Genomic DNA, 24,287 nt, shown 5'->3' with positions numbered 1-24,287 from the left:
AAAGTTTTGATCAAAGCAGTCTCCTTCTTTGCTCTGTTTTCTTTCATTCTGATGTCATGTCAGACTGAGAAAACGATAAGCAGATATCCGGATACGGTAGGAGATATTCATTTTGATAAGAATCTGGATGATACGGATCTGAAAAAATGCGGAAAAGGAAAAGACAGGCCTTTCAGTTTTCAGTATTATCACGGAGCCAGGGAGTTTGATTATAAAGGAGAGAAGATTGCAATTATTGAAAAACTGAATAAAGAAAATATACATTCTGAAAAAAAGATCAATGGCTATATTACGGTCAGATTTTTAGTAAATTGTGAAGGAAAAACAGGACTGTTCAGAGTACAGCATATGAATCCGGATCTGGAGAGTTCAGATTTAGATCAGGAACTGGAAAAGAAACTGTTAAAGTTTACCAGATCGCTGGACGGATGGCAGACTAAAGAAATAGAAGGTTTTAAAGTAGATTACTACCAGTATTTAACCTATAAAATTGAAAATGGAAAAGTTTCAGAGGTATTACCTTAGCTTTTTGTTACTTATCGTTTACACCAATACTATTGCACAGGTCAACTGTAATGCAGTAGAGGGTGAGAATTGCAAAAAAGCTTGTGAATTATACAACTGGGCTTCCGACAGGCAGGGTTCTCAGGCATCCCAGGAAGGGTTTGACAAAGCCATTGAACTCTGTCCGGATTTTTCTCATTCCTACATGGAAAAATCCGTTCCTTATCTTAAAAACGGTGATTTTATCACCTGGAGAATTCTCATTAATAAAGCCGTTGCCCTGGATCCTAAAAGACATCTGGGATACAGAGGATGGTGCAGGTTTGAGTTTCTGCGGGATTATACCGGGGCTATTCAGGATCTTGAAGAACTGAAAAAATACTATCCCGAAGACCTGGGAAGATCTCAAAACGGGGATTATCATTTGGATGTGGTAAGGGCTTTGTCTTACAGTGCTTTAGGTCAGAAAGAAAAAGCGGCCGACATCATTGAAAAGCTCCTTGCTTCCAAAAATTATTTCAAAGGACTGTATGACCATTATCAGCTGGGGGTTACCTACTTTGAACTGGGGCAATACGATCTGGCCTTAAAAAATTTCGAAAAACAGAGCAAAGCATACGACTTTGCCGAGAATATATACTTTAAAAGTAAAGTTTCTAAGATCAGAAACAAAGATTATCTGGATTTAAAGACGTTAGCATTAAAAACGTATGATGAAGGGAAGATCATGAAAGATCCTTATACCCATCATTTCAACAAAGTTTACAGATCGCAGATTGAAACCCTGTAAACCCGTATTAAATCAATAATCAAACATTTACTTATGAGCAACGAGTTACAAAACATAAAAAACCGCTTTGGGATTATAGGAAACTATCCTGCATTGAACAGGGCTTTGGAAAAAGCAATCCAGGTAGCCCCTACGGATATTTCCGTGCTGGTGATCGGGGAAAGTGGGGTAGGAAAAGAATTTATCCCTAAAATCATTCATTCCGAATCAAAAAGAAAGCACCAGCCCTATATTGTGGTAAACTGTGGTGCCATTCCCGAAGGAACCATAGATTCCGAACTGTTCGGGCATGAAAAAGGAGCATTTACCGGAGCCACGGCTACCAGAAAAGGCTATTTTGAAGTGGCAGACGGAGGAACAATCTTTCTGGATGAGGTAGGAGAACTTCCCCTGCAGACCCAGGTCCGCCTTTTAAGAGTTCTTGAAAGCGGTGAATTTATGAAAGTAGGTTCTTCACAGGTACAGAAAACCAATGTGAGGATTGTGGCTGCTACCAACGTCAACATGATGAAAGCCATTCATGACGGTAGATTCCGGGAAGACTTATTTTACCGTTTAAATACCGTACAGATCGATATGCCGCCTTTAAGAGAAAGAAAAGGAGATATTCACCTGCTTTTCCGAAAATTTGCTATCGATTTTGCAGAAAAATACAGAATGCCGGAACTGGAATTGGACCCGGCTGCCATCCACTATATAGATAATTATTCCTTTCCCGGAAATGTCCGCCAGCTGAGAAATCTTGTAGAGCAGATGACCGTAGTGGAAAGAAACAGAAACATCACAGTAGAAAAGCTGGCCGAATATATTCCGATGGAAACCCACCTTCCGATGGTGGTGAATAACCAGACTGCCCAAAAGCAGAACGACTTCGGAAGTGAGAGGGAAATTATGTATAAAATTCTCTTCGATATGAGAAGTGATATTAATGACTTAAAATCCTTAACTTCGGAACTCATCAAAAACAGAGGGGCCGGTGATCTGAGCAATCAGGAGAAAAACCTGATCAACAGAATCTATGCCGCGGAAACCCAACAGGCGGCTCCCGTAAACCACAACTCCCTGCTGTACTTTGAAGATAAAAACCCTGTGGTACAGACCCCGTCTATTATTTCAACTCCCGAGGACAGCTATGAAGATATCGAAGATATTGAAGTAGAAGAAAACAGACCGGAGTCTCTGTCACTTCAGAATAATGAAAAAGATTTGATTATCAAGGCGTTGGAAAAGCATAAAGGACGGAGAAACAGAGCCGCGGATGAATTGGGTATTTCACAGAGAACATTATACAGAAAAATAAAACAATATAACCTGGAAGACTAAAAGTAAAAAACAAAAAAAATGAAGAATTTCGATGTAACGGCCATCAATGGATATGAAATGAATATTGGAAAATTCATATCCGAAGGTGTTGATCTTTTTAAAAAAGATATTGGCGGATTTATTGTGGCAACCCTGCTTCTGTTTGTGATGAGCTTTATTCCTTTTTTAGGAGTGATGGCGTTGGGGAACTTTTATAAGATATGCCGGAAAGTAGATGAAGGACAAAAAGTACAGGTAGGGGATATTTTTGATTTTACAGATTTTGTAACCTATCTTAAATTCTTTGTATTTCTATTCATTGTACTTTTCATTATTATGATTCCGGTTGAGATATCACTGTTTCCTATCCTGTTCGCTGCTTCTGCAACAGAAGGGGAATTCTCAGATACCGGAGCCGCTTTATTTGCCGGAGGCATGGGAATCTGGTTCCTGCTGGTTATTGTTCTGCTGTTTGCTGTATCAATATCCATGTACTTTGTACAGCCTCTGATCTCGCTGTATAGAATTACAAGCATAAGAGAAGCCTTTTCTATTTCATGGAAATTGGCCAGAAGAAACTTCTTCATGATCTTTCTGTTCACTATTGTGGTAGGAGTTATTTCTCAGCTGGGGGCGATCCTGTGCGGGATTGGTGTCCTGTTTACAATACCTCTTGGCATCTGTATTAAATATGCTTCCTTTAAAAATATACTGGGAAGTTCAAATCAAAAAACAGTATGAGTAAATTAAAAATAATATTTGGATTTGTGGTTCTTTCACTGTTTCAGCAGTGTTACTCGTTTACAGGCGGGTCTTTATCTTCACTCACAGACGAAAAAACTGTTCAGATCAATGAATTTCCGAATAATGCATCACTGGTGAATCCAACCCTTTCCCAGCAGTTTTCTACGGACATCCAGAACCGGTTTCTGCAGAGAACTACATTAAAAGGAACCAAATCAAATCCGGATATTCTGATAGAAGGTGAAATTTCAGACTATGGTTTTTCCCCTACTACGATCAGTTCAGGAACACAGGAAAATCCTTCCGGTGGAATCGTTCAGCAGGCACAGAGCAAGCTAACCATTACGGTAAAGGTACATTATGAAAATAAGCTCCATCCGGATCTGAGCTTTGACAGAGCCTATACGGATGAAGTGGTGTTCAACAGCAACCTTACCCAGAGCGAGATTGAAGCCTCCCAGGTAAAGGTAGTGACAGACAGAATTATTAACAAGATATTTAACGATATTGTAGCGAATTGGTAAGATGAATCCCAGAGTTTTAGAATTATTAAAGAATCCGAAAAATATTCAGTCAGAAGACCTGAACCTTCTGAAAGAAGAAATTCATGCCTTTCCATATGTTCAAAACATCAGGGCACTTCATTTATATGGAGTTCACCTTTATGATCAGGAAAATTATCAGAAAGAGCTCTCCATAACCGCTGCGTATACCACAGATAAAAAGATCCTTTACCAGCTGATCAACGGGAAAATCCGTCCGGAAACCCAACCTGTTGAACAGGCAGAAGAGAAACCAGCTGAAAAACCAGCTGCAAAGCCGGCCCGCTTCGGGTACAAAGACAAAGCTTTTCCTCTCAAAAGACAAGAAACGACCGAGGAGCAGGCAAAAGAAAATAAAGAAGAAACAGCAGCCTGTATGCTCAATACTCCTCAGGAAGTTACCCATATTTATGTAAACGGAGAAAGAAACAGGATTCTGTTTGAAGGAGAAGAAAACTTCCTGAATGAAGAGCAGGCGGAAACCATAGACCTTGAATCTACCCTGGAATCAGGTACCCTGGTTACCCAGAAGACGGAATTTGTTTCAAATCCTATAAGCCTTATCCAGGAACCGGTTCAGGAGAAGCCAGATACCGATACAGCCGGGGAAGAAAATACTGAATTTACTCCTGAAGAAATTGTAAATCAGGATCAGCTTTCAGAAGCAAAAGAAAAAGAAGAGGTGATTCAGGAAGATCATCTGAGCTTTCATGAAATTGATCCTTTGGAACGTGTTGTTAATGAAGAAACTAATCCTGAATCGGCACACACGCTTTCCGGAGAACAAAAAGAAGAAATTGCTGAAACGGAAATGGGTGCGGAATTGACACCTGAAGAGATCATCAGCGAAGAGAAACCTTCAGAAGAAATAACAGAAGAAATAGAAGATCATACCGGTTTTCATGAAATAGAACCTTTGATACCGGGCGCAGAAGAAAATGGAAATCCTGCTGTTGAGGACATCCGGTCTGAAACATCACAGGATACTTCAGCAGAGCAGGAAGATCCGGCTGAAATAAGCTTCCACGGAACAGACTCTTTCATGCCTGATGTAAAAATTCAGCCTGTGAATACCGAAGAAACAGCGATGGCAGAAATTGCTCAGCCTGCTGTGAACAAGCATGAAGAAGAAATGAGACGTCTGATTGAAGAGGTCGAAAAGAAAATGAAGGAGACAAAACCTGCAGCCGAAATTACAGAGGAAGAACCTGAGACAGAAGATCATGAGATCAGTTTTGCCGAAACACAGAACTTCCATTTCTGGTCAACAGGAAGCGATGAACCTAAATTAAAAGAAGAATCCGGATCAGAAGCCGTTACAGAGAATATGGTTGAGAACGGGAATCCGGTAACTGTGCCGGCAGAAGTTCCTGCGGAAGAGCCGGGAGAACCGGAAGTGGCTCCTGAAATCAATACAGCATGGAAACCGATGAGTGTAGATGCCCATGTTCCGGACTCCCTGATTGCTAAAGAAGTCACTTCTCCGGAAATTAAGATGGAGGATGTAGCTCAGGAACCGGTTCAGATTACTGAAGAAAAGCAGGAAAAAATTGATGAAGAGATAACTGCTGAAAGCTCTGTAAAAGAAACGGAAGCTGTTCAGGAAGAAAGAGAAGAGATCACGGAAACAGCTGAAAAAGAAGACCGTGAAACCATTTCTGAAGAACAGGCTCCGGTGATGAGTGTTTCATTTTTCGGATCAGATATCTCCAGCTTATCCGGTGGTGAAACTAAAAACGAAACAGAAAACGAAAAACCTGTACAGAATATAGAACAGGAACAGCCTGCTCTTGACAGTAATGTTCCAGGTTTTATCAATACATGGCAAAGCTGGCTGAAAATTGACAGAACCGTTGAGATTGAAAAAGAAAAAACAGAGATCAAAGAAAAAGCGATCGAGACATTCATCGAAAACAATCCGAGAATCAGTCAGTTAAAAGAAGAAAGTACCTATGTGGTTAAGGAAAGAAATGATGATATTTCCCACCTGATGACAGAAACCCTGGCCAATCTTTATCTTGAGCAGAAGCTGTACAGTAAAGCCATTAAAGCATTTGGAATTTTAAAGAAAAAACACCCTGAGAAAGCAGAATATTTTGATGCTAAAATCAAGGAAGTCAATGATATTAAAAGCGGTAAATAAATGACCGTACGACTGGTATGTATTGTTCTGCTGTGCTTTCTCTCCTTTTCATCGGCTCAGGTCAGGCTTGATGAAGAATTCCCTGTCAGTACACTTCAATATACAATGGTGCTTCCGGTAAAGCATTTGAGTGAAGAAGCTGTGATTACCAGATTAAATGAGATGCCTCAGGCAAAGTCCGTACTAAGCCACGGATGGGAATCAACAGGGTCGTCTTTTAATTCCTTTAAAGAAATTGTAGGATCAGCATTTTTTGATAAGATCAATAAAACAAAAGATAAAAACTGTAATTTTTCCGTTTCCGTAGTAGCGGCCTATAATAAAGGCAGCTTTGAGGTTGAAATAACCGCTCAGTCTTTTGATAGATTTCTATCAGGCGGAAGGCCCCAGTCCCAAAGTGATGCAGAACATCTCGCCTATTATCAGAAAATGACAAAAGAGTTTATTCCGTTGATCACAGAGTATCTCACCGGGAAAAAGACCATTCAGGAAAATCATGATGAAATGCTGAACCGTGCGGCGGATCTTACAGCAGAAGGAAAAACACCGGACGCTTTAAAGATTTACAGCAAAGTACTGGCTTCAGATCCAGATAATTCCCTGGCTCTTTTTAATAAAGCTCACGCTTTATTCTCATTGAAAAAATACACCGAAGCACTGAATATCATCCGTACAGCAGAGAAAAGCAAAAATGCATCCGGTTTCGATGTTATAGCCTATAAAAACCTGAAAATTCAGATACTCATTGTTACAAGTCAGAATGAAAAGGCACTCTCGGAAATTAATAAAATAGGAAGAGACTTTCACAATACAGATCCGGAAAAGATCTTTGAAGCGGCTAAAGATGATAAAGGAGAAGTATTTTTTGTTCCCTCTGAAAAGACAGAATTATTTTTAAGATGTGCAGGATATCTTCTTATGCTCAACAGAAAAAAAGAAGCCCTCAATGTTCTGAAGAAGTATGAAGAACTGATTCCTGATCATAACAGAATCCTTTTAAGCAGGTTGTTTTCCTACTATTGTCAGCTGAAATTAACTGAAGATGCGGAAAGAATCCGACTGTTAATTGCCAAAGATGATCCTTCATCAGACCTGAAATGCAAGGGCTAAGGCTCTGTACGGATTTTCCGAAGTTTTCGCCACGCTTTACGTCCATACACAACAACCAGGATAATAAGGATCACGGCACAAACCGCTGCAACAAAAGGGGCAGCCATCGCCAGTACGGACATAATACCCGCTCCTGCTGTTTCAGTAGTTCCCACCACAGAATTTCCCAGTCCGCCTGTTGTCGCTGTGGAAGCCGCCCGGATTCCGGCAAAGCCAGAACTGATCGTTGCTGCCGTTCCGCCTCCTGCAATTAATGCCAGAGCCCATTGCGGAAATGTTCCCAGATCGGCAAACTGGCTGGCAAATAATATCGATCCGGCTACTGTGGCCATAGGAACCGAAATCGTATCCAGCAAATGATCCACAAACGGAATATAATAAGCTAAAATCTCAGCAACAGTAGCAATACCGGTTGTAATTAAAGCAGGAAGACCGGAAAGCCATTCAAAATTTTCACTCATCGGGATCCAGTGAAGGTAGGAAGCGAGACTTACCGCAAACATGGGGAGAAATACCCTGAAACCTGTCGCAGCAGCAAGCCCGATGCCGATAAAAGCACTCAGAACATAAGAAAAATAGGGAATGTTGTCTAACATATTCATTTTCAGATTTATTGTTTTCCCTAAAGTTACAAAAACCAAAGCATAAATTGTGCTCATCTGTTTTTTTATCTCCGATAAAATTTTACACTGCGGGATACATAGGAATCAGAGCATTTCATCTTATGCGAACTTCTATGTGCAAAGTATTTAATCTTAAAAAAATAACTTAAGCGTAAAAACTTTTGCTCCTTTTGCGGTTAAAAAAACCGGTCTTTCAGATTTAACAGCCCATTAAGGCTTTTTCTGCATCTGACATAGCTTAATAAACTCCGCCTCAACATCCTGAAATTTTAGCGGCATTTCCGGAGAAGCCCAGAACAGCATAGCCATCGTTTTTTCGCCAAAAGAATTTTTAAACAGGTCTTTATTCAAACGGTAGCATTCCCTTAAAAGCCTTTTGATACGGTTTCTGTGTACAGCTCTTTTGAAATATTTTTTAGAAACGGAAACTCCCAATCTGGTACTTTCCACTGGCTGACCGGGCTTATCTTTCAGGATGATGATTCTGAGATGGCCGCAGCTTCTCCATTTACCTTTATCAAAAAGTAAAGAAATCTCAGTGTTTTTTTTGAGCTTTTCTGCTTTGGGGTATTTGAATGGCTGCATTTAATCCTGTTTCACTAAATAATTGATCACCTCGGCCGCAGCATACAATCCGAAAATAGCCGGAATAAAGCTTATAGTACCGTAAAATGATTTTTTAAAATTGCTTCCGTCAGTCATTTTCAGGCTTTCCTCCTTCTGAAGCTCATTAGAAAACACACACCTGAATCCTTTATGGATCTTTTCCTTTTTCAGTCTTTTTCTTACCTGTTTGGCGAGATAGCAGTTTTGTGTTTTACTGATGTCTCTTACCGTTACTTTACTCGGATCGGTCTTTCCGCCGGCTCCCATGGAACTGATGATCTTGATCTTTCTTTTTCTGGCGGCCTTTATCAGACACAGTTTGGGAGTAACACTGTCGATGCAGTCAAGAACATAATCAAATTTACCGGAATCAAGCACTTCATCCATTCTTTCAGGGTTGAGAAACTCGTTGATCTTGATGAGGTTAAGCTGAGGATTGATGTCCAGCAGTCTTTCCGCAACCACATCCACTTTATGCATTCCTACCGTGGAATGCAGGGCAGGAAGCTGTCTGTTGATATTCGTGATGTCTACGGTATCACCGTCTACGGCGGTCATATTCCCGATACCGGCTCTCACCAGAAATTCTGCGGCAAATGATCCTACACCGCCCAATCCTACAACCAGAACATTCGCTTTACTCAGTTTTTCCAGTCCCTCTTCCTTGATCAGAAGCTCTGTTCTTTCCAGCCAGTATTTATCCATTTTTTATTGTGTATAAATTTTCTAAAATTTGTTCATTCAGCATTTCCAGTGAAATACCCTTTATTTCCGAGACTTTATGATACAGTTCTTCAATGTTAAAATCATCATTATCAGTCTCTAAGAAAATTTTATCCAAAGGTGCAGCCTTTAAAATATCCTGCAAAGATAAATGATACAAAACGGCTTTTCCAAAACTCAGATAAAAATTCCTGGCCAGCAGATCCTCTGCAATTCTCTTCTTTTTATTAAAACCATGAATGATCATTGCCTGTTCAGCATTCTTTTTAAAAGAAATCACCTCATAAAATTTTCTTACACAGTGGATGATAAGCGGCTTTCTGACCTCATTGGATAAACGGATCTGTTTTAAAAAAACTTTTTCCTGAATTTTCTGGGGAATAGGAACCATAGAATCCAGTCCGCATTCTCCAATAGCAAAGCAGTTTTCTGAGATACAGGACTCCAGCCACCTGAATTGATCTTCCAGGGAATCCGCACCGATATCTTTAGGATGTATTCCTGCAGAAAAAGGAGTAGTCCGGAAAGGAGCTCCCGGATCCAGATTATAGATCCCGTACGTAATACTTTCCTTATGGTGGTGAAAATCAAAAAAATCCATCATCAAAAATACGATTATCCAGAAAATTAATTTAAAATTATTAAACGAACGTTTATAAATCTGTTAAAAATTTCTTAACTTTACTCAAAGTGCATCTCAATGAGAAAAAAATTTACAGAAAAACAGATTCACATACTGGACATTGCTGAAGAACTGATTGCAAAAAAAGGATACGAAGGAACTTCTGTAAGAGATATCTGTTCCAAGGCCAACATCAATGTAGCGATGATTTCCTACTACTTCGGTTCCAAAGAAAAAATGATGTCTTATCTCTATCAGTACAGGGTGCTGAAGACCAGAGAGAACTTTTCGGAATTTGCAGATACCATTAAGGAAGGAAAACCGGAAATGCAGATGCGCGAAATGATCAAATATATTGTTTCCCAGCTATTCCGGTACAACTATTTTCATGGTTTTGTTACCCAGGAACTGAGACATACCGACAATTTAAAAGACGAACTGCTGGATTTCTATCAGCTTTTTGTGAAAAAACTCGATGAGGTGATCAAAAAAGGAGTGGCTTCAGGAGTCTTTACCTTTACCCCGAAACCTGAAGATATTCTTACGATGATTATCGGTTCTACCTTATTTGTGATCCGGAACAAAAATTTCTATGAGCTGTATGTACCGAGTAAAAATGAGGAGGCTTACGCCAAAGAAGCAGAGAAAAAAGTAAGAATGAATCTTTTACTCAGTGTTTTTGCCATTTTGGGATACGCTGCAGACTAAAATTACGTTAAATATTCATAAAAAAAAATCTATTGGCAAAAAAGTTATATTTTTGCAAATTAGTAAATCGGCTGTATAATCCGAAAACTGTTGAATTTTTTATATGAAAAAATATATTTTAGGCCTTTTTGCAGTAGCAGTGGTTTCATCATGCATAAGCCAGCAGGAAAGAGCCATGAGAAGTGCTGACAAGAATTTTATATTAAAAGCAGCTAATGAAAATTTCGCCAAAAAGAAGTGGAAGAATGCATTGGCCCTTTACGACAGACTGACTAACCTTGTGGCGGGAACGGATGATTTCCCTAACGTAGGTTTCAATACCGCCTATGCCAATTATTACGATAAAAACTATAAGCTGGCAGGGCATCAGTTTAAGAATTTTGCCGTAAACTTCTCTAAAGATCCAAGAGCCGAGGAAGCTGCCTATATGTCTGCTTTATGCTACTATGAAGGTTCTATGGATTATAACCTCGACCAGTCAACTACCGAAACGGCGATCAATGAACTGCAGGATTTCCTCACCAATTATCCGAATTCGGAAAGATCTAAAAATATCGGACAGCTTATTGATGAGCTGACTTATAAATTAGAATTCAAAGCCTATGAAAATGCAAAACAGTATTTCAAAATGGGTGATTATAAAGCTGCTAATGTAGCACTGGATAATGTGCTGGAAGACTTTCCAAGTACAAAACTCCGTCCGAAAATTTATGATTATATCATGAAATCCCGGTACGAACTGGCAACGAAATCAGTGTATAGCCTTAAAGATGAACGTATTGAAAGTGCCCTTTCCTATACCAAAATGGTAGAAAAAGAGCTTCCGGATACAGAATATGCAAAAACAGCAGCAGATCTCAGAGTAAAACTTGAAAGAGAAAAACGGAATTTCGTAGTTGTGAAAAAAGAGACGGAGGCAAGACTGGCAACCCTGACTGAAAAGCAGAAAAGAGAAGCCGCCAGAATGGAAGCAAAGAATAAAACAGACCAGCAGATCAAAGATCAGATCAGCAATGAAAAGAAAGCAATGCAGATCCAGAGGGACAGTGCGGCACTTCAGACCCCTCCTCCGGCAGCTACTTTCAAAATTCAAAGATAATTCGTAAATTTGCCATCTTAAAATAAAATAATTTTCTCAAAATGAGTGTAAAAGATACAAAAGCAGAAGTAAATACAATTACTTACGATAAAGATAAGATTGAAGATAAAGTAGGTTCAATCTATGAAGCTATTGTTATCATGGGAAAGAGAGCAGAACAGATCAATGCAGAGATCCGTACGGAACTTCACAATAAACTTGATGAGTTCGCTGTTCACAATTCTACATTAGAAGAGGTTTTCGAAAACAGAGAACAGATTGAGATCTCCAAGCATTACGAAAAGCTTCCAAAACCAACTTCAATTGCTATTGAAGAGTGGCTAAACGAAGATATCTATTTCAGAAAGACAGAAGACAGAAAATAGTCATTTGTGTTTTTTATATATGAAGGTCATAAGGGAATTCTTTTCTTTTATGACCTTTGTCGTTGCATAAACCGTCTTTGTGCGAAAAAATAAGTAATTTAGTGATTCAAAAAATTAAAACTAAATGAGTATTTCCGGTAAAAAGATACTTATCGCTGTTTCCGGGGGAATTGCGGCTTACAAAATCCATTTCCTGATCAGGGACTTTATTAAAAAAGGAGCTGAAGTTCAGGTAATCATGACACCAGATGCGGAACATTTCGTTACCAGACTGAGTCTTTCCACCCTTTCCAGAAAACCTGTTTATTCCGACTTTTACGGGGATAACGGAACCTGGAACAGCCATGTGGAACTTGCGTTATGGGCAGAGGTAATGATTATAGCACCGTGTACAGCCAATACCCTCTCGAAAATGATCCACGGAATGTGCGATAACCTGGTTATTGCAACGTATATGTCTGCCAAATGCCCGGTATTCATTGCCCCGGCGATGGATCTTGATATGTATGCACATCCTTCCACCAAGAAAAATCTTGAACTGGCAGAAAGCTATGGCCACAGGATCATTCCGGCGGAAAGCGGAGAACTGGCCAGCGGACTGGTAGGGCAGGGGAGAATGGCAGAACCGGATACCATCTGCAATACCATCGGAAACTTCCTTGCTTCTTCAGAAAAAAACAGAACCCTTAAAGGCAAAACAGTGCTCATCACAGCAGGACCTACCTATGAAGCCATTGATCCCGTAAGATTTATCGGAAACCACTCTTCAGGGAAAATGGGCTTTTCTTTAGCCGAAGAAGCTGCAAAACGGGGAGCAAAGGTCATTCTGATCTCCGGACCGAGTTCACAGGTTACTCACCATGCAGCTATTGAACTGCATAAAGTGACTTCCGCAAAAGAAATGCTGGCCAAAGTTTTTGAATTTTATGAAGGTGTGGATATAGGCATTGCCAGTGCTGCCGTTGCAGATTATGCCCCAAAAGAGGTTGCCAGAGAAAAAATCAAGAAGAATGATGAAAACCTTACGATTGAACTGATTAAGAATCCCGATATTCTTAAAACAATGGGCGAGAAAAAGACCCATCAGTTTTTAGTAGGCTTTGCCCTGGAAACCCAGAATGAAGAAGAAAATGCCAAAGGAAAACTGGAAAAGAAAAATCTTGATATGATCGTCCTGAATTCCCTACGCGATGAAGGAGCAGGCTTTAAAAACGATACCAATAAAATTAAAATATTTACCAGAACGGAGAAAAAGGAATTTAACCTTAAATCAAAAGATGAAGTAGCCGGAGATATTCTGGATTTTGTTGAGGCTCAACTTTTAAAATAATTTTAATAAATTTCCGTTCTCAATTATTAGTAAGAATAATGAAAAAAATCATAAGCCTATTTTTCCTGCTTTTTATATATCAACTGAGTTTTTCCCAGGAACTGCTTGCTACCGTGCAGGTCAACTCCCAGCAGCTGGGAGGAAGTAACCAGCAGGCCTATAAAGCTCTGGAGAAAAGTCTCAGGGATTTTATAAACAATACAAGCTGGACCGGTAAAAAGCTTCAGAATTTTGAAAAGGTAAAGTGCAACTTTGCTATTGTTGTTGCCGAGAAAGACGGAAACAGATATAAAGGAAGCATTGTGATCCAGGCGGTTCGTCCGGTTTACAATACCTCATACGAATCTCCTCTGGTTAACCTTCAGGATCAGAGATTTGCTTTTGAATATGTTGAAAATGAAAACCTTGTTTTTAATGAAAGACAGTTTTCCGGTAAGAACCTGATCGATGTGGTGAGCTTTTACGTGTATCTGATCTTAGGGTATGATGCAGACAGCTTCCAGTCTATGGGAGGGTCGCCGTGGTTTTCAAAAGCACAGCAGATCGCTCAGAATTCCCAGAACAGAAACTATGAAGGCTGGAATACCATCAATGAGCCGAGGAGCCGTACCATTCTGATCAATGAAATTATCAACCCGAACTGGAGCCAGCTGCGTTCCACAATATACAGCTATCACCGTGCGGGGCTGGATAACCTGTTCAACCAGGATCAGACCACTGCAAAAAAAGTGATCTTTGATGCACTTATGCAGCTGAAAATGTATGAAAACTCTTTCCAGCAGGCTTATTTCTTCAACCTGTTTATAGACAACAAAAGTGATGAGATCTTTAATGTTTTCAATTCCGGAAACAACGGAGGAATTGTGATGAATGACCTTAAACAGCTGATGATGATTCTTTCTCCGAAATACTCAGAGAACAAATGGAGCAAATGGAAGAATTAAATGATGATGAAAGAAACAATTGAGGAAATTGTTGACAGAACCCTCAGTTTTTGGATTGAAAATGAAATCAACCAGCTGCCCTGTGATATAGAAGAAGAAATGCTGGCTCCGGATCAGCCGGATGAAGAATGGAAATTCTGGCTTCCGGTGAAAAGTACAGTCACCGATGCCGAACTTCAGGAACTGGAAGAGGAGACGGGATTTGTTTTTCCTGAAGACTTTAAGACATTCCTGAAACATAAACATTTTTATGAGCTGCAGATCTCAGAGGTCTCCTTTTGTCCACATCCGGTTAACACATGGCGGGCATCTCTCCGGGAAATGATGTTTGATACCTATCCGGGAGAATTTTTTTTGGATAAAGGCTATGTTCCGTTTGCCTTTTACAGCGACTGGGGAATGCTGTGCTTTGATACCCATAACCATAATGCCGTCGTACGCTGGGATCATGAAGATACCGGAACTTTCGAATACCAATACAGAGATTTCTGCGAAATGCTCACTGATATTTCAAAAGACTAAGCTTTTATATTTATTCAGAAGCTGCCGTTTCTGCTTTCACTAAAAAAACTTATTTTTACATTCCATATTAATATCTGATAAAACCGAGGATTATCCATGCTTTCAAGAATTTACATTAAAAATTTTGCCCTGATCGATACCCTTGATGTATCTTTGAATAACGGTCTCCAGGTCATTACCGGAGAAACCGGAGCAGGAAAATCTATTATTTTAGGAGCGCTCAGGCTTATTCTCGGCGAAAGGGCGGATGTGAAGTCCATTTCCAGTGCAGAAGAAAAAAGTGTTGTGGAAACCGAATTTGCATTAAATAACCGGTTCAAAAAATTCTTTATAGAAAATGACCTGGATTATGAACATCAGACCATTATCAGAAGAGAAATCCTTCCTTCCGGAAAATCGAGAGCATTCATCAATGATGTTCCGGTTACCCTTGATGTACTCAGAGAACTTTCTTCACAGCTGATCGATATTCATTCCCAGTTTGAAACCTCTAATTTATTTACTCCGGAATACCAGTTTAAAATCATCGACGGGCTTTCTGAAAATAAAAAATTAATTGAAGACTATCAGAATGAATTCTCAGACTTCCAGAGTCTGAAAACCCAGCTGAAAAAACTGCAGACCCAGCTTCTGGAAAACAGGAAAGAAAGCGATTACAAAATGTTTCTTCTGAATGAACTGGAAGAACTGAAGCTGGATGACGTAGATTACGAGGATATGCAGAACCAGCTTTCCATTCAGGAAAATGCAGGAATGATCTCCGAAAACCTCAGTCAGATCCTTTCCCGGTTCCATCAGGAAGAAGTGGGCATTCTTTCTTTCTTTAACGAAGCTAAAAACAAACTGTCGAGAATCGCAGAAGTTTCAGGAACTTTTGCAGAGCTGAATGAAAGGCTTGAAACCTCTTTTGTAGAGCTGAAAGATATTATCTCCGAACTGGAACATGAAGCCGAAAGAATAGAGATCAATCCTGAAAACCTGGCTGTTCTCACTGAATTAAACAATAAAATCAATGCACTGCTGCTTAAACATAATGTTTCTGACCTTAATGAGCTGATTGAACTCAGAGACCAGCTGGCAGGAGAGCAGAAAGGTGCTTCAGAACTGGAAGCTGCTATTGAAGAAATTGAAGAAAACATTGTCAGAAAAGAAAAAATACTTCAGTCACTGGCTGAAAAACTTTCCAAAAACAGGAAAAAGTCCGTTCCTGTCTTTATTACAAAAGCAGAAGGCCTCCTTAAAAAATTAGGACTTGAAAAAGCCAGAGTAGATATTGAGCTGAAAGATGTTCAGGAGTTTAATCTATTCGGAAAAGAAAGTATCCAGCTTCTGTTCCAGGCCAATTCCGGATTCCCTTTAAAACCGATTCAGACCGCTATTTCCGGGGGGGAAAGGTCAAGGGTAATGCTGGCTGTAAAAAAAATTATTGCGGAAAGCGACGAACTTCCTACCCTGATCCTGGATGAAATTGATACCGGAGTTTCCGGAAAAGTAGCCGAAGAAATCGGAAATCTGATGCGCGATATGTCGGAAGATATGCAGCTGATCGTGATCTCCCACCTTGCACAGGTTGCCGCCAAAGGAAACAACAACTATAAAGTCCTGAAACAGGACATTGCAGGGAAGACCCAATCCACTATTGTCCCTTTAAGCGAAGAAGAAAAACTAAACGAAATTGCCCAGCTGCTTTCCGGAAGCAAAATTACCGAAGCTGCACTGGCACAGGCAAAAGAATTGATAGGCTGAAAAAAACTGTAACATATCTTACATTATATTTACTAATATGTAAAAAACTAAGATATGTTTCTAAAATTCCTAAGGCTTGAAATCAAAAGCTTTTTCCGTGGCTCTTCCGTAGGAGTGAATCTTGCGATGAAGATCCTGCGGTTTATCGGGATCGGCTATTTTATGTTCTGCCTGGCAGGCGGTGCATTCATCGCTTTCTTTTATATACAGGAAGAAATACATCAGGATCCTTTTAAGGTCGTTTCCCGGTTTTTAATCGTGGCATGGGCAGTAGATCTGATCATGAAGTATATCTGGCAGGAAATGCCTACCCAGAACATCAAACCGTTCCTTACCCTGAATATTCCGAAGAATACCCTGGTCAACTATATGCTGGTAAAGACCTTTCTTTCCGCATTCAGCTGGCTGAACTCCCTGTTTTTTATAACATTCTGCGGAATTGCATTGTTCAACGGATATAGCTTCGCCGGTATTTTAACCTGGCTGCTCGGAATTTCACTGCTGTTCTATTTAAACAACTTTATCAATATCCTTTTTAATGACAAAGAAACAGTTGCCGTTGTTATAGGATGTGTTTTCGTAGCAGTGGCGGGACTGGCTTACTACGATATCGTTCCGGTGCTTTCCTGGTCTGAAAAGCTCTTTTATAGCCTGTATGAGAAACCTTATTTTGTGGCCGTTCCGGTTATCCTGTTTTTGGGATTATGGAGAGTCGTTTTCAGCTATATACGTAAAGTATTTTACCTGGATCAGGGGCTTGAAGCTAAAAAAGAAGTCGGAAGAACAGAGAATATCGCTTTCCTGAACAAGTATGGCGTGATCGGAACTTTCATCAACAACGATGTTAAAATGCTGAAGAGAAATAAGGTAACCAAAGGTATCCTTCTGGGCAGTTTTCTTTTCCTTTTCTATGGAATGCTCATGTTTTCGTCTCCATTATACAAAACCCCTGCGATGATGATGTTTATGGGACTGTTTGTAACGGGAGGATTCCAGTTTCTTTTCGGACAGCGTGTTCCGGCTTTCGACAGCTCTTATTACCCGCTGATGATGACACTGAACGTTCCTTACAAAGAATATTTAAAAGCAAAATGGTGGCTGATGAATATGGTAACGGCAGCATCCGTAATTCTGGCGCTGGCTTATGTATATTTCGGCTGGGAAATTTATATCACTTTTTTAGCAGCAGGAATTTACAATATCGGGGTTAATTCCCAGTTTACCCTCTGGTCGGGAGCGTTCAATAAAACCCAGATCGATCTTAACTCAAAAGAAAAAAGATTCGGACAGAAAAACAGCTTCAATATCAAAGCTTTACTGCTTCTGATTCCTAAAATGCTTCTTCCTATGGCCGTTTTTGCCGTGTCGAAATATATTTTCGGAATTACAGGAGGAGTCATAAGCATCGCGCTTCTGGGGCTGGTTGGTTTCCTGATCAGAGAAAAGATCTTCGATATTATCGTAAAGCAGTATAAAAGAGAGAAATACAGTACAATAGACGCATTCAAAAATAAAGGTTAATACAATGATTACTATAAATAATTTATCCAAAACATACGGAACAGCTACTGTTCTTAACATAGAGAACCTGGAAATTCCTAACGGCGAAACTTTCGGACTTGTAGGAAACAACGGTGCCGGAAAAACCACCCTTTTCAGCCTTATGCTTGACCTGATTCAGGCATCAACGGGATCTGTAAGCATCAACGGGATCAAAGTGAATGAATCCGAAGCATGGAAAAGCAAAGTTTCCGCATTTGTAGATGATACTTTTCTGATCGGATACCTTACTCCGGAAGAATATTTTTACTTTATCGGGGAGCTGAGAGGACAGAACAAAGCTACGGTAGATGAGTTTCTGAAGCAGTTTCATGATCTTTTCAATGGAGAAATCTTAAATTCAGGAAAATATGTTCGTGACCTGTCCAAAGGAAACCAGAAAAAAGTGGGAATTGTAGGCGCTATTATCGGAAACCCTGAAATCATCATTCTGGATGAACCGTTTGCCAACCTGGATCCGTCTACACAGATCAAACTTAAGAATCTGATCAAGGAACTTTCCAAGCAGGATGGGGTTACTTTCCTGATCTCCAGCCACGACCTTTCCCATACCACAGAAGTATGCAACAGAATTGTGGTGGTGAATAAAGGACAGCTTGTAAAAGACATCAGAACCAACCCGGAAACCCTGAAAGATCTGGAACAGTACTTTGCAGACCAGGTATCTTCTCCAGCAACAACTCAGGAACCTGTTTAAATTGTATTCACCAAGTTTTTAAAATCTGCGTACTCTGCCTGATCTGCGGGAATAAAAATATCCACAAAGATCTGTGAAATTTGTGCGGTCTGCGGGAAATTATTTTAACTACAACAGACACAAAAGATTTAATACTGCGGCCATTTTAAGTTGAATACTTTATGCACAGAAGGGTACTTAAGTTTTGATAATTTTCTTAAATTTAAGATACACTTAAAAAAATAAAGAAAGACATGGGAATAGAATCACAAAACGTTACGGATTATCCTAACAGCAATACCATTTTTATGGTCTGGAAACTTCACGACGGCCCACAGCTGAAAGGTGTTTTTCAGCGGCTCTGTGCATTGGTTCTTAATCTCAATAACTCCGCGTTCAACAGGTTTCCGGACAGCAGGGTAAGCTGTGTGATGGGAATAGGTGCGGAAGCATGGAAAATGCTGGAACTTCCTACGCCGCTCCCTAAAGAGCTGGTTGTTTTCGAAGAAATAAAAGGGATAAAACATACGGCGGTTTCCACGCAGGGAGATCTTCATTTTCATCTGAGAGCAGACAATAAAAGCCTGATCTTTGATATGGCCATTGAGATTTCAGCTCTTCTGGGTTCCGTTGCGGAAAGCATTCTGGAAATTCATGGATTTAAATATTGGGATGCCCGTTCAATCCTGGGATTTGTAGATGGAACGGAAAATCCGCATGGTGACGACAGGGACTTTTTTGCCAAAGTAGGGGATGAAGACCTTCAGTATAAGGGTGGTAGCTATCTTTTCGTTCAGAAATATATTCACAATATGAATGCCTGGAAAAGCCTTTCCACGGAAGATCAGGAAAAAGTGATCGGAAGGTCCAAAGAAAACGATATTGAAATGTCTGATGACGTGAAGCCTTCCAACTCACATATTGCTCTGGCCAATATTGAAGGGGAAAACGGAGAGGAACTGAAGATTGTGAGAGATAATATGCCGTTCGGAAGTCCTTCTTCCAACGAATTCGGAACCTATTTTATTTCCTATGCCAGTACATTCAGTACCACGAAAAGAATGCTGACCAATATGTTTATCGGGGATCCTCCGGGCAATTATGACAGGATACTGGATTTCAGTACAGCTGTTACAGGAACACTTTTCTTTGTGCCTACCAGAAATATGCTGGATGATTTCTCAGGATAATTACCATACAGACAGAAGCTGATTCTGTCTTTTTTATTGCCTTTTATCCTTTTTTTGAAAAAAAATATTTTTTTGTGTAACCTTTATCAACTTTTGTTGTCTTTATAGTAGAAACAGATTAATCATGAAGCTTTTGTTCGGAAATAAAAAAGAGGATTTGCTAAACCGCCTGAAAAAACAGGAACCGGCTGCTCAAAAAGTTTTTTATGAGCAGAACGTTAAAAAATTCCTGAGTACGGCCAAAAGCTATATCAGTGATCTGTATCAGGCAGAAGACTGTGTGATCAAGGCTTTCTGTAAGATCTTTAAACACATTGAAACATTCCGGGGAGATGGAAACCTTGAAGGCTGGGCGAGAAGAATTGTAGTGAACGAATGCCTCAACTTTATCAAAAGCCACAAAACGGTTTTTTATATTGATGATGTAAATCCTGCTGTAATGATTGAAACCTATGACGAACAGCCGGTATTCGACTTCAATGCCCAGGATCTTCTGGATCAGCTTCCGGATGCTTACAGGATGGTTTTCAACTTATATGTTCTGGAGGGCTTTTCGCATCAGGAAATTTCCGAAACACTGAAGATTTCTGTTTCCGTAAGCAAAACACAGCTGTTTCGCGCTAAGGAGAAGCTAAGAGTACTTTATCTTCAACAACAAAAAACAATGAAAAATGAACACACTCAGAGATAATTTAGACCAACGCATCAAAAAACAGATTGAGGAAAGAGAGATTACTCCTTCAAGAGATCTCTGGGCTGAAATTGAAATGCAGACGACAGCAGCCCCTTCAAAGTTTAAGATGAACCGTATCCTTGTGGCAGCGTGTATACTTCTTGCCTTCGGTTTGGGATTTGTTCTCTTCTTTAATACAGAAAAAGGGAATGTTGAAAATAATATGACGGTGGTAAAGCCCGAAAAAATTCAGGCACCCGCAGACCTGAATAAGAAAACAGAGCCTGCTCTTGCAGACCAAAAACAGGATATTATTCAGGAAAACAGCAGACCGGTTGAGACGATCAAAGAAATTCCTGCTCCAAAAGCACTGGCTGAAGAGGTAAACAAGCCTTCAGTAAAAGAAAAAGCTCCTCTGATAACCCCTTCTATTCCTCAGATTCCGGTAGAAAGAATTATGGCAAAGGCCGAAGACTCTGCAAAAATTCCGGGCAAAAAGAAAAGATATGTAGACCCGGCAACACTGCTCTTCTCCGTAGAGCACAAAGATATTATTCAGAAAACCAAGGAAAGCAACGTTGCTTCCATAGATCTGAACGGAAAATAACCTTTTTTTAACGATAAAAAATTAATAATATGATCAAGAAATTTATCCTGATGGGATTCCTGTGTCTGTTATCCGGCTCGGTGTATGCACAGAAAAAAACACTCAGCTTTAACCTGCCGTCAAAAGAAGACAGCGAAGTAAGTCCTATCGTAAAGGAAAAAGTAGATGAATACGCCAGAAAAATAGATGCGATCATCCAGGAAGAAAAAAAGAATATGGAAGCGGAACTTCTGGAACTTCAGAATAAAAACCTTGAAAGATCTGAATTTGATAAGCAGAAGGCTGTGATTGCAGACCGTTACTCTCAAAAAATAGATCAGAGGATTGAAGATCTCGGGTTTGATCTGGATACCGTTATTCAGAAACAGGTAAAATATTCACTGCTGAATTCTGATGTCACTTCAAAAGAAGAACTGAAAGAGAAGCTTCTGAAGAAATTCCGTCCTACAAAAGACGTTGGAGGATATATTTCATACGGAATAATGAATCTTACGAACAGTAAAGCCGATAACAGCCTTGATAAAAACTTAGGTTATGCGGGAAATTTTGAATTTGGACTTAAATTCAACTATCAGTTCAGCAGAACCAGCCACTGGGGACTGATTTCCGGGATCGGATTTTCGTGGAGAACATTAAATCTTGACAATGATATGTTCTTTACAAAAGACGGAAATGCCGATGTCTACCTGGCGAATTATGAAAAAGGTTTAAGCAAAAGTAAATTGAGAACAGGATACATTGTAATGCCGCTGGGAATACAGTATAATTTCTCCAGGCTGAAAAATGCCGGAATGGATGTTGAGTACAGGGATTACCACAAAGGTCTGAAAATAGGAGCCAATATTTATGGTGGCGTAAAAATGTCAACCAACAATATCATCAAAGGAGATGGTATCAGCCAGCGTGAAAGAGGCAATTATCAGGTAAATCCCTTTATTTATGGCGGGCAGTTCACTGTTTCCTACAACGATTTCAGCATTTTTGTGAAAAAAGATTTCGGAAATTTCTTTAAAGACAACCGCTTTGAAAATGATAAGGCCCTTGTTTTCGGAGTAGGACTCTGGTGGTAAAAACGTAACCATTCATATCAACAGAAAGGAAGCTGGAAGAGAAGTAAATGCAGCCTTAGCAAAAGACCATCCGGCTTTATTGAATTGTAAAGCCATTAAAAAATTATTTTGATACGGAATTATCGGTTAAATAATAACTTCCAGCCTTTCATTCATTCATTATTTTAATAGAAAAACCTCAGGATTTCTGAGGTTTTTATGTTGTTGAACAGCAGATCTTATTTAAAACATTAAGAGCGGGTTTAAATTTCTAAATTTGATTTTTTGCGTAACACTCAAATCTTTATCAGACCTTTAAAAAGATTTTAATTGTTCTCGCAGATGCTGCAGATTGAGCAGATTTTTCACTCATCTATAAGGCTTAGTCCCTTCATAAAATCTGCGAGAGAAAAAATACTCACAAATATCTGTGAAATCCGTCTGTTCTTTGGGAACAATAAGAAATTTGCGCGTCTGTGGCGAAATTTTTCGATCACAAAGGAGGCGCAAAAGTTTGATAATCACAGATACATTTTTTTCAAATAAAATTTAAACAGCTTCTTATTGGCTTCAAATAAATCTCTGCATTATTTCAGGCTGCCAACCATATCTTCAGGTTTTACCCATTCGTCAAACTGTTCAGCCGTAACAAGTCCGAGATTTATAGCCTCTTCTTTCAGGGTTGTACCGTTTTTGTGTGCTGTTTTGGCAATTTTTGCGGCATTTTCATACCCGATATGGGTGTTCAGTGCCGTAACAAGCATTAAGGATTTATCTACCAGCTCTTTGATTCTTTCACGGTTCGGTTCAATACCGGCAGCACAATGGTCATTGAAGGAGATGCAGGCATCAGCAATCAGCTGGGCAGACTGAAGAAAGTTATAGGCCATTACCGGTTTAAAGACATTCAGCTCATAATTGCCCTGCGTTCCGGCAAAAGAAATCGTTGTATCATTTCCTAAAACCTGTGCGCAAACCATAGTCATCGCTTCATTCTGGGTAGGATTCACTTTTCCCGGCATAATGGATGAACCCGGTTCGTTTTCAGGAATAAGAATTTCCCCGATTCCCGAACGTGGCCCGGAAGCAAGAAGCCTGATATCCTGGGCGATCTTGAACAAGGAAACCGCCAGCTGCTTCAGTGCACCATGAGATTCTACAATCGCATCGTGAGCCGCAAGAGCCTCAAATTTATTCTCAGCTGTTACAAAGGGATGATTCGTGAATCCGGCAATATACTCAGCCACTTTTACATCATAGCCTTTAGGCGTATTCAGACCTGTACCCACAGCTGTTCCGCCCAATGCCAGTTCCGAAAGATGAGGTAATGTATTTTTTAAAGCCCGTAAACCGAATTCCAGCTGGGCGGCATATCCTGAAAATTCCTGCCCGAGTGTAAGCGGAGTGGCATCCATCAGGTGGGTCCTTCCGATTTTTACAATGTCTTTGTAGGCTTCCGCTTTGGCAGAAATGGTATTTTTAAGCTTTTCAACAGCAGGAATAGTGGTTTCCACTACTTTTTTATAAGCTGCAATGTGCATTGCTGTCGGATAGGTGTCGTTGGAAGACTGCGATTTGTTTACATCATCATTCGGATGAATTTCCGAGTGACCGCCTAAACTTCCGCCGTTGTTTACATGAGCACGGTTTGAAATAACTTCGTTGACATTCATGTTCGACTGCGTTCCGGAGCCCGTCTGCCAGATCACCAGAGGAAACTGGTCATTAAGCTTTCCTTCCAGAATCTCATCACATACTTTGGCAATCATATCCCTTTTTTCTGCTGAAAGCACGCCTAATTCCGTATTTGCATAAGCCGCAGCCTTTTTCAGATAGGCAAAAGCTTCAATGATCTCGTGGGGCATAGATCCTTCCGGCCCGATTTTAAAATTGTTTCTTGAACGTTCAGTCTGCGCACCCCAGAATTTGTCTGCGGGTACCTGAACCTCGCCCATAGTGTCTTTTTCTATTCTGTAATTCATTGTGATTGAAATTTGATAACCTTTTTAGTTTTAAACCACTGTTTTGAAATAAGTTTCGTGGCCCGATTATTTAATTCCTATAAAGTTACTTATTAACTCAGAACCCCGCAATTTATAATCATTATAA

At 39.9% G+C, this 24,287-nt stretch carries 25 protein-coding genes; 20 read left to right on the top strand and 5 right to left on the bottom strand.

The genetic code is table 11. From position 1 onward, the window contains the following. The first annotated feature begins 6 nt into the window (after positions 1-6). From AC106S_RS13735 to AC106S_RS13705, 7 genes are read left to right on the top strand one after another with little or no spacing between them, the layout of a single operon-like run. Complete coding sequence (locus tag AC106S_RS13735; RefSeq protein WP_482439857.1) at positions 7-525, top strand: hypothetical protein; 519 nt, start codon at positions 7-9, stop codon at positions 523-525. Then, positions 497-1,294, top strand: a complete 798-nt coding sequence (locus tag AC106S_RS13730; RefSeq protein ID WP_482439856.1) for a tetratricopeptide repeat protein — start codon at positions 497-499, stop codon at positions 1,292-1,294. The genes AC106S_RS13735 and AC106S_RS13730 overlap by 29 nt, the downstream gene beginning before the upstream one ends. 33 nt (positions 1,295-1,327) lie before the next feature. Further along, positions 1,328-2,617, top strand: a complete 1,290-nt coding sequence (locus AC106S_RS13725; protein ID WP_482439855.1) for a sigma-54 interaction domain-containing protein — start codon at positions 1,328-1,330, stop codon at positions 2,615-2,617. Positions 2,618-2,635: 18 nt separating this feature from the next. Further along, entirely contained in the window at positions 2,636-3,337 is a 702-nt protein-coding gene (locus tag AC106S_RS13720; protein WP_482439854.1) for a DUF4013 domain-containing protein, read from the top strand. Next, positions 3,334-3,864, top strand: coding sequence for an LptE family protein (locus AC106S_RS13715; protein ID WP_482439853.1), 531 nt, complete (start codon positions 3,334-3,336; stop codon positions 3,862-3,864). Before AC106S_RS13720 ends, AC106S_RS13715 begins: the two co-directional genes overlap by 4 nt. Before the next feature lies 1 nt (position 3,865). Beyond that, a complete protein-coding gene (locus tag AC106S_RS13710; RefSeq protein ID WP_482439852.1) occupies positions 3,866-6,025 on the top strand; it encodes a hypothetical protein in 2,160 nt (719 codons plus the stop codon). Beyond that, the gene (locus AC106S_RS13705; protein WP_482439851.1) at positions 6,026-7,135 is read left to right on the top strand and encodes a tetratricopeptide repeat protein; all 1,110 of its coding nucleotides are present in this window, start codon (positions 6,026-6,028) and stop codon (positions 7,133-7,135) included. On the opposite strand, the gene AC106S_RS13700 is transcribed toward AC106S_RS13705, so the two are convergent. From AC106S_RS13700 to AC106S_RS13685, 4 genes are all read right to left on the bottom strand, one after another. After that, a complete protein-coding gene (locus AC106S_RS13700; protein ID WP_482440606.1) occupies positions 7,132-7,731 on the bottom strand; it encodes a DUF4126 domain-containing protein in 600 nt (199 codons plus the stop codon). The two genes, AC106S_RS13705 and AC106S_RS13700, sit on opposite strands and share 4 nt — an antisense overlap. 237 nt (positions 7,732-7,968) lie before the next feature. Next, entirely contained in the window at positions 7,969-8,343 is a 375-nt protein-coding gene (gene rnpA / locus AC106S_RS13695) for a ribonuclease P protein component (protein ID WP_482439850.1), read from the bottom strand. After that, positions 8,344-9,069 carry a tRNA threonylcarbamoyladenosine dehydratase gene (locus tag AC106S_RS13690; protein WP_482439849.1) on the bottom strand — a complete coding sequence of 242 codons (726 nt, stop codon included), beginning with the start codon at positions 9,067-9,069 and terminating at the stop codon, positions 8,344-8,346. Then, a complete protein-coding gene (locus AC106S_RS13685; protein WP_482439848.1) occupies positions 9,062-9,691 on the bottom strand; it encodes a TatD family hydrolase in 630 nt (209 codons plus the stop codon). Before AC106S_RS13685 ends, AC106S_RS13690 begins: the two co-directional genes overlap by 8 nt. A 96-nt stretch (positions 9,692-9,787) precedes the next feature. Here AC106S_RS13685 and AC106S_RS13680 point away from each other — a divergent pair, with 96 nt between their 5' ends. The 13 genes from AC106S_RS13680 (at position 9,788) to AC106S_RS13620 (ending at position 22,199) form a co-directional block, all read left to right on the top strand. Then, positions 9,788-10,417 carry a TetR/AcrR family transcriptional regulator gene (locus AC106S_RS13680; RefSeq protein ID WP_482439847.1) on the top strand — a complete coding sequence of 210 codons (630 nt, stop codon included), beginning with the start codon at positions 9,788-9,790 and terminating at the stop codon, positions 10,415-10,417. Between the two features lie 103 nt (positions 10,418-10,520). Continuing rightward, complete coding sequence (locus AC106S_RS13675; RefSeq protein ID WP_482439846.1) at positions 10,521-11,516, top strand: outer membrane protein assembly factor BamD; 996 nt, start codon at positions 10,521-10,523, stop codon at positions 11,514-11,516. A 41-nt stretch (positions 11,517-11,557) separates the two neighbouring features. Next, the gene (locus AC106S_RS13670; RefSeq protein WP_027372958.1) at positions 11,558-11,881 is read left to right on the top strand and encodes a DNA-directed RNA polymerase subunit omega; all 324 of its coding nucleotides are present in this window, start codon (positions 11,558-11,560) and stop codon (positions 11,879-11,881) included. 124 nt (positions 11,882-12,005) lie between these two features. Next, a complete protein-coding gene (gene coaBC / locus AC106S_RS13665; RefSeq protein WP_482439845.1) occupies positions 12,006-13,211 on the top strand; it encodes a bifunctional phosphopantothenoylcysteine decarboxylase/phosphopantothenate--cysteine ligase CoaBC in 1,206 nt (401 codons plus the stop codon). 38 nt (positions 13,212-13,249) lie between these two features. Then, positions 13,250-14,155, top strand: a complete 906-nt coding sequence (gene porD, locus AC106S_RS13660; RefSeq protein ID WP_482439844.1) for a type IX secretion system protein PorD — start codon at positions 13,250-13,252, stop codon at positions 14,153-14,155. 3 nt (positions 14,156-14,158) lie between these two features. Beyond that, positions 14,159-14,677: an SMI1/KNR4 family protein gene (locus tag AC106S_RS13655; RefSeq protein ID WP_482439843.1), complete on the top strand. Its 519-nt coding sequence runs from the start codon at positions 14,159-14,161 to the stop codon at positions 14,675-14,677. A gap of 96 nt (positions 14,678-14,773) precedes the next feature. Next, the gene (locus AC106S_RS13650; protein ID WP_482439841.1) at positions 14,774-16,423 is read left to right on the top strand and encodes a DNA repair protein RecN; all 1,650 of its coding nucleotides are present in this window, start codon (positions 14,774-14,776) and stop codon (positions 16,421-16,423) included. 54 nt (positions 16,424-16,477) lie between these two features. Then, the gene (locus AC106S_RS13645) at positions 16,478-17,944 is read left to right on the top strand and encodes a DUF5687 family protein (RefSeq protein ID WP_482439840.1); all 1,467 of its coding nucleotides are present in this window, start codon (positions 16,478-16,480) and stop codon (positions 17,942-17,944) included. 4 nt (positions 17,945-17,948) lie between these two features. Beyond that, positions 17,949-18,680, top strand: a complete 732-nt coding sequence (locus AC106S_RS13640) for an ABC transporter ATP-binding protein (RefSeq protein ID WP_482439839.1) — start codon at positions 17,949-17,951, stop codon at positions 18,678-18,680. A gap of 233 nt (positions 18,681-18,913) precedes the next feature. Continuing rightward, positions 18,914-19,849, top strand: coding sequence for a Dyp-type peroxidase (locus tag AC106S_RS13635; protein WP_482439838.1), 936 nt, complete (start codon positions 18,914-18,916; stop codon positions 19,847-19,849). A gap of 124 nt (positions 19,850-19,973) precedes the next feature. Further along, a complete protein-coding gene (locus AC106S_RS13630) occupies positions 19,974-20,540 on the top strand; it encodes an RNA polymerase sigma factor (protein WP_482439837.1) in 567 nt (188 codons plus the stop codon). Then, a complete protein-coding gene (locus AC106S_RS13625; protein ID WP_482439835.1) occupies positions 20,521-21,129 on the top strand; it encodes a hypothetical protein in 609 nt (202 codons plus the stop codon). The genes AC106S_RS13630 and AC106S_RS13625 overlap by 20 nt, the downstream gene beginning before the upstream one ends. Positions 21,130-21,158: 29 nt before the next feature. Further along, a complete protein-coding gene (locus AC106S_RS13620; protein WP_482439834.1) occupies positions 21,159-22,199 on the top strand; it encodes an outer membrane beta-barrel protein in 1,041 nt (346 codons plus the stop codon). 566 nt (positions 22,200-22,765) lie between these two features. Here the strand turns inward: AC106S_RS13620 and fumC are convergent. After that, on the bottom strand, positions 22,766-24,160 hold the full coding sequence (fumC, locus tag AC106S_RS13615) for a class II fumarate hydratase (RefSeq protein ID WP_482439832.1): 1,395 nt from the start codon (positions 24,158-24,160) through the stop codon (positions 22,766-22,768). Between the last annotated feature and the right edge of the window lie 127 nt (positions 24,161-24,287).

The organism is Chryseobacterium sp. FR054 (assembly GCF_056844565.1).
This window is presented reverse-complemented; position numbering and strand designations above follow the sequence as displayed.

Excerpts from the sequence above, each read along its gene's own strand:
- AC106S_RS13730 (WP_482439856.1), top strand. The coding sequence starts at position 497 with ATGGAAAAGTTTCAGAGGTATTACCTTAGCTTTTTGTTACTTATCGTT.
- AC106S_RS13725 (WP_482439855.1), top strand. The coding sequence starts at position 1,328 with ATGAGCAACGAGTTACAAAACATAAAAAACCGCTTTGGGATTATAGGA.
- AC106S_RS13720 (WP_482439854.1), top strand. The coding sequence starts at position 2,636 with ATGAAGAATTTCGATGTAACGGCCATCAATGGATATGAAATGAATATT.
- AC106S_RS13715 (WP_482439853.1), top strand. The coding sequence starts at position 3,334 with ATGAGTAAATTAAAAATAATATTTGGATTTGTGGTTCTTTCACTGTTT.
- AC106S_RS13710 (WP_482439852.1), top strand. The coding sequence starts at position 3,866 with ATGAATCCCAGAGTTTTAGAATTATTAAAGAATCCGAAAAATATTCAG.
- AC106S_RS13705 (WP_482439851.1), top strand. The coding sequence starts at position 6,026 with ATGACCGTACGACTGGTATGTATTGTTCTGCTGTGCTTTCTCTCCTTT.
- AC106S_RS13700 (WP_482440606.1), bottom strand. The coding sequence starts at position 7,731 with ATGTTAGACAACATTCCCTATTTTTCTTATGTTCTGAGTGCTTTTATC.
- rnpA (WP_482439850.1), bottom strand. The coding sequence starts at position 8,343 with ATGCAGCCATTCAAATACCCCAAAGCAGAAAAGCTCAAAAAAAACACT.
- AC106S_RS13690 (WP_482439849.1), bottom strand. The coding sequence starts at position 9,069 with ATGGATAAATACTGGCTGGAAAGAACAGAGCTTCTGATCAAGGAAGAG.
- AC106S_RS13685 (WP_482439848.1), bottom strand. The coding sequence starts at position 9,691 with ATGATGGATTTTTTTGATTTTCACCACCATAAGGAAAGTATTACGTAC.
- AC106S_RS13680 (WP_482439847.1), top strand. The coding sequence starts at position 9,788 with ATGAGAAAAAAATTTACAGAAAAACAGATTCACATACTGGACATTGCT.
- AC106S_RS13675 (WP_482439846.1), top strand. The coding sequence starts at position 10,521 with ATGAAAAAATATATTTTAGGCCTTTTTGCAGTAGCAGTGGTTTCATCA.
- AC106S_RS13670 (WP_027372958.1), top strand. The coding sequence starts at position 11,558 with ATGAGTGTAAAAGATACAAAAGCAGAAGTAAATACAATTACTTACGAT.
- coaBC (WP_482439845.1), top strand. The coding sequence starts at position 12,006 with ATGAGTATTTCCGGTAAAAAGATACTTATCGCTGTTTCCGGGGGAATT.
- porD (WP_482439844.1), top strand. The coding sequence starts at position 13,250 with ATGAAAAAAATCATAAGCCTATTTTTCCTGCTTTTTATATATCAACTG.
- AC106S_RS13655 (WP_482439843.1), top strand. The coding sequence starts at position 14,159 with ATGATGAAAGAAACAATTGAGGAAATTGTTGACAGAACCCTCAGTTTT.
- AC106S_RS13650 (WP_482439841.1), top strand. The coding sequence starts at position 14,774 with ATGCTTTCAAGAATTTACATTAAAAATTTTGCCCTGATCGATACCCTT.
- AC106S_RS13645 (WP_482439840.1), top strand. The coding sequence starts at position 16,478 with ATGTTTCTAAAATTCCTAAGGCTTGAAATCAAAAGCTTTTTCCGTGGC.
- AC106S_RS13640 (WP_482439839.1), top strand. The coding sequence starts at position 17,949 with ATGATTACTATAAATAATTTATCCAAAACATACGGAACAGCTACTGTT.
- AC106S_RS13635 (WP_482439838.1), top strand. The coding sequence starts at position 18,914 with ATGGGAATAGAATCACAAAACGTTACGGATTATCCTAACAGCAATACC.
- AC106S_RS13630 (WP_482439837.1), top strand. The coding sequence starts at position 19,974 with ATGAAGCTTTTGTTCGGAAATAAAAAAGAGGATTTGCTAAACCGCCTG.
- AC106S_RS13625 (WP_482439835.1), top strand. The coding sequence starts at position 20,521 with ATGAACACACTCAGAGATAATTTAGACCAACGCATCAAAAAACAGATT.
- AC106S_RS13620 (WP_482439834.1), top strand. The coding sequence starts at position 21,159 with ATGATCAAGAAATTTATCCTGATGGGATTCCTGTGTCTGTTATCCGGC.
- fumC (WP_482439832.1), bottom strand. The coding sequence starts at position 24,160 with ATGAATTACAGAATAGAAAAAGACACTATGGGCGAGGTTCAGGTACCC.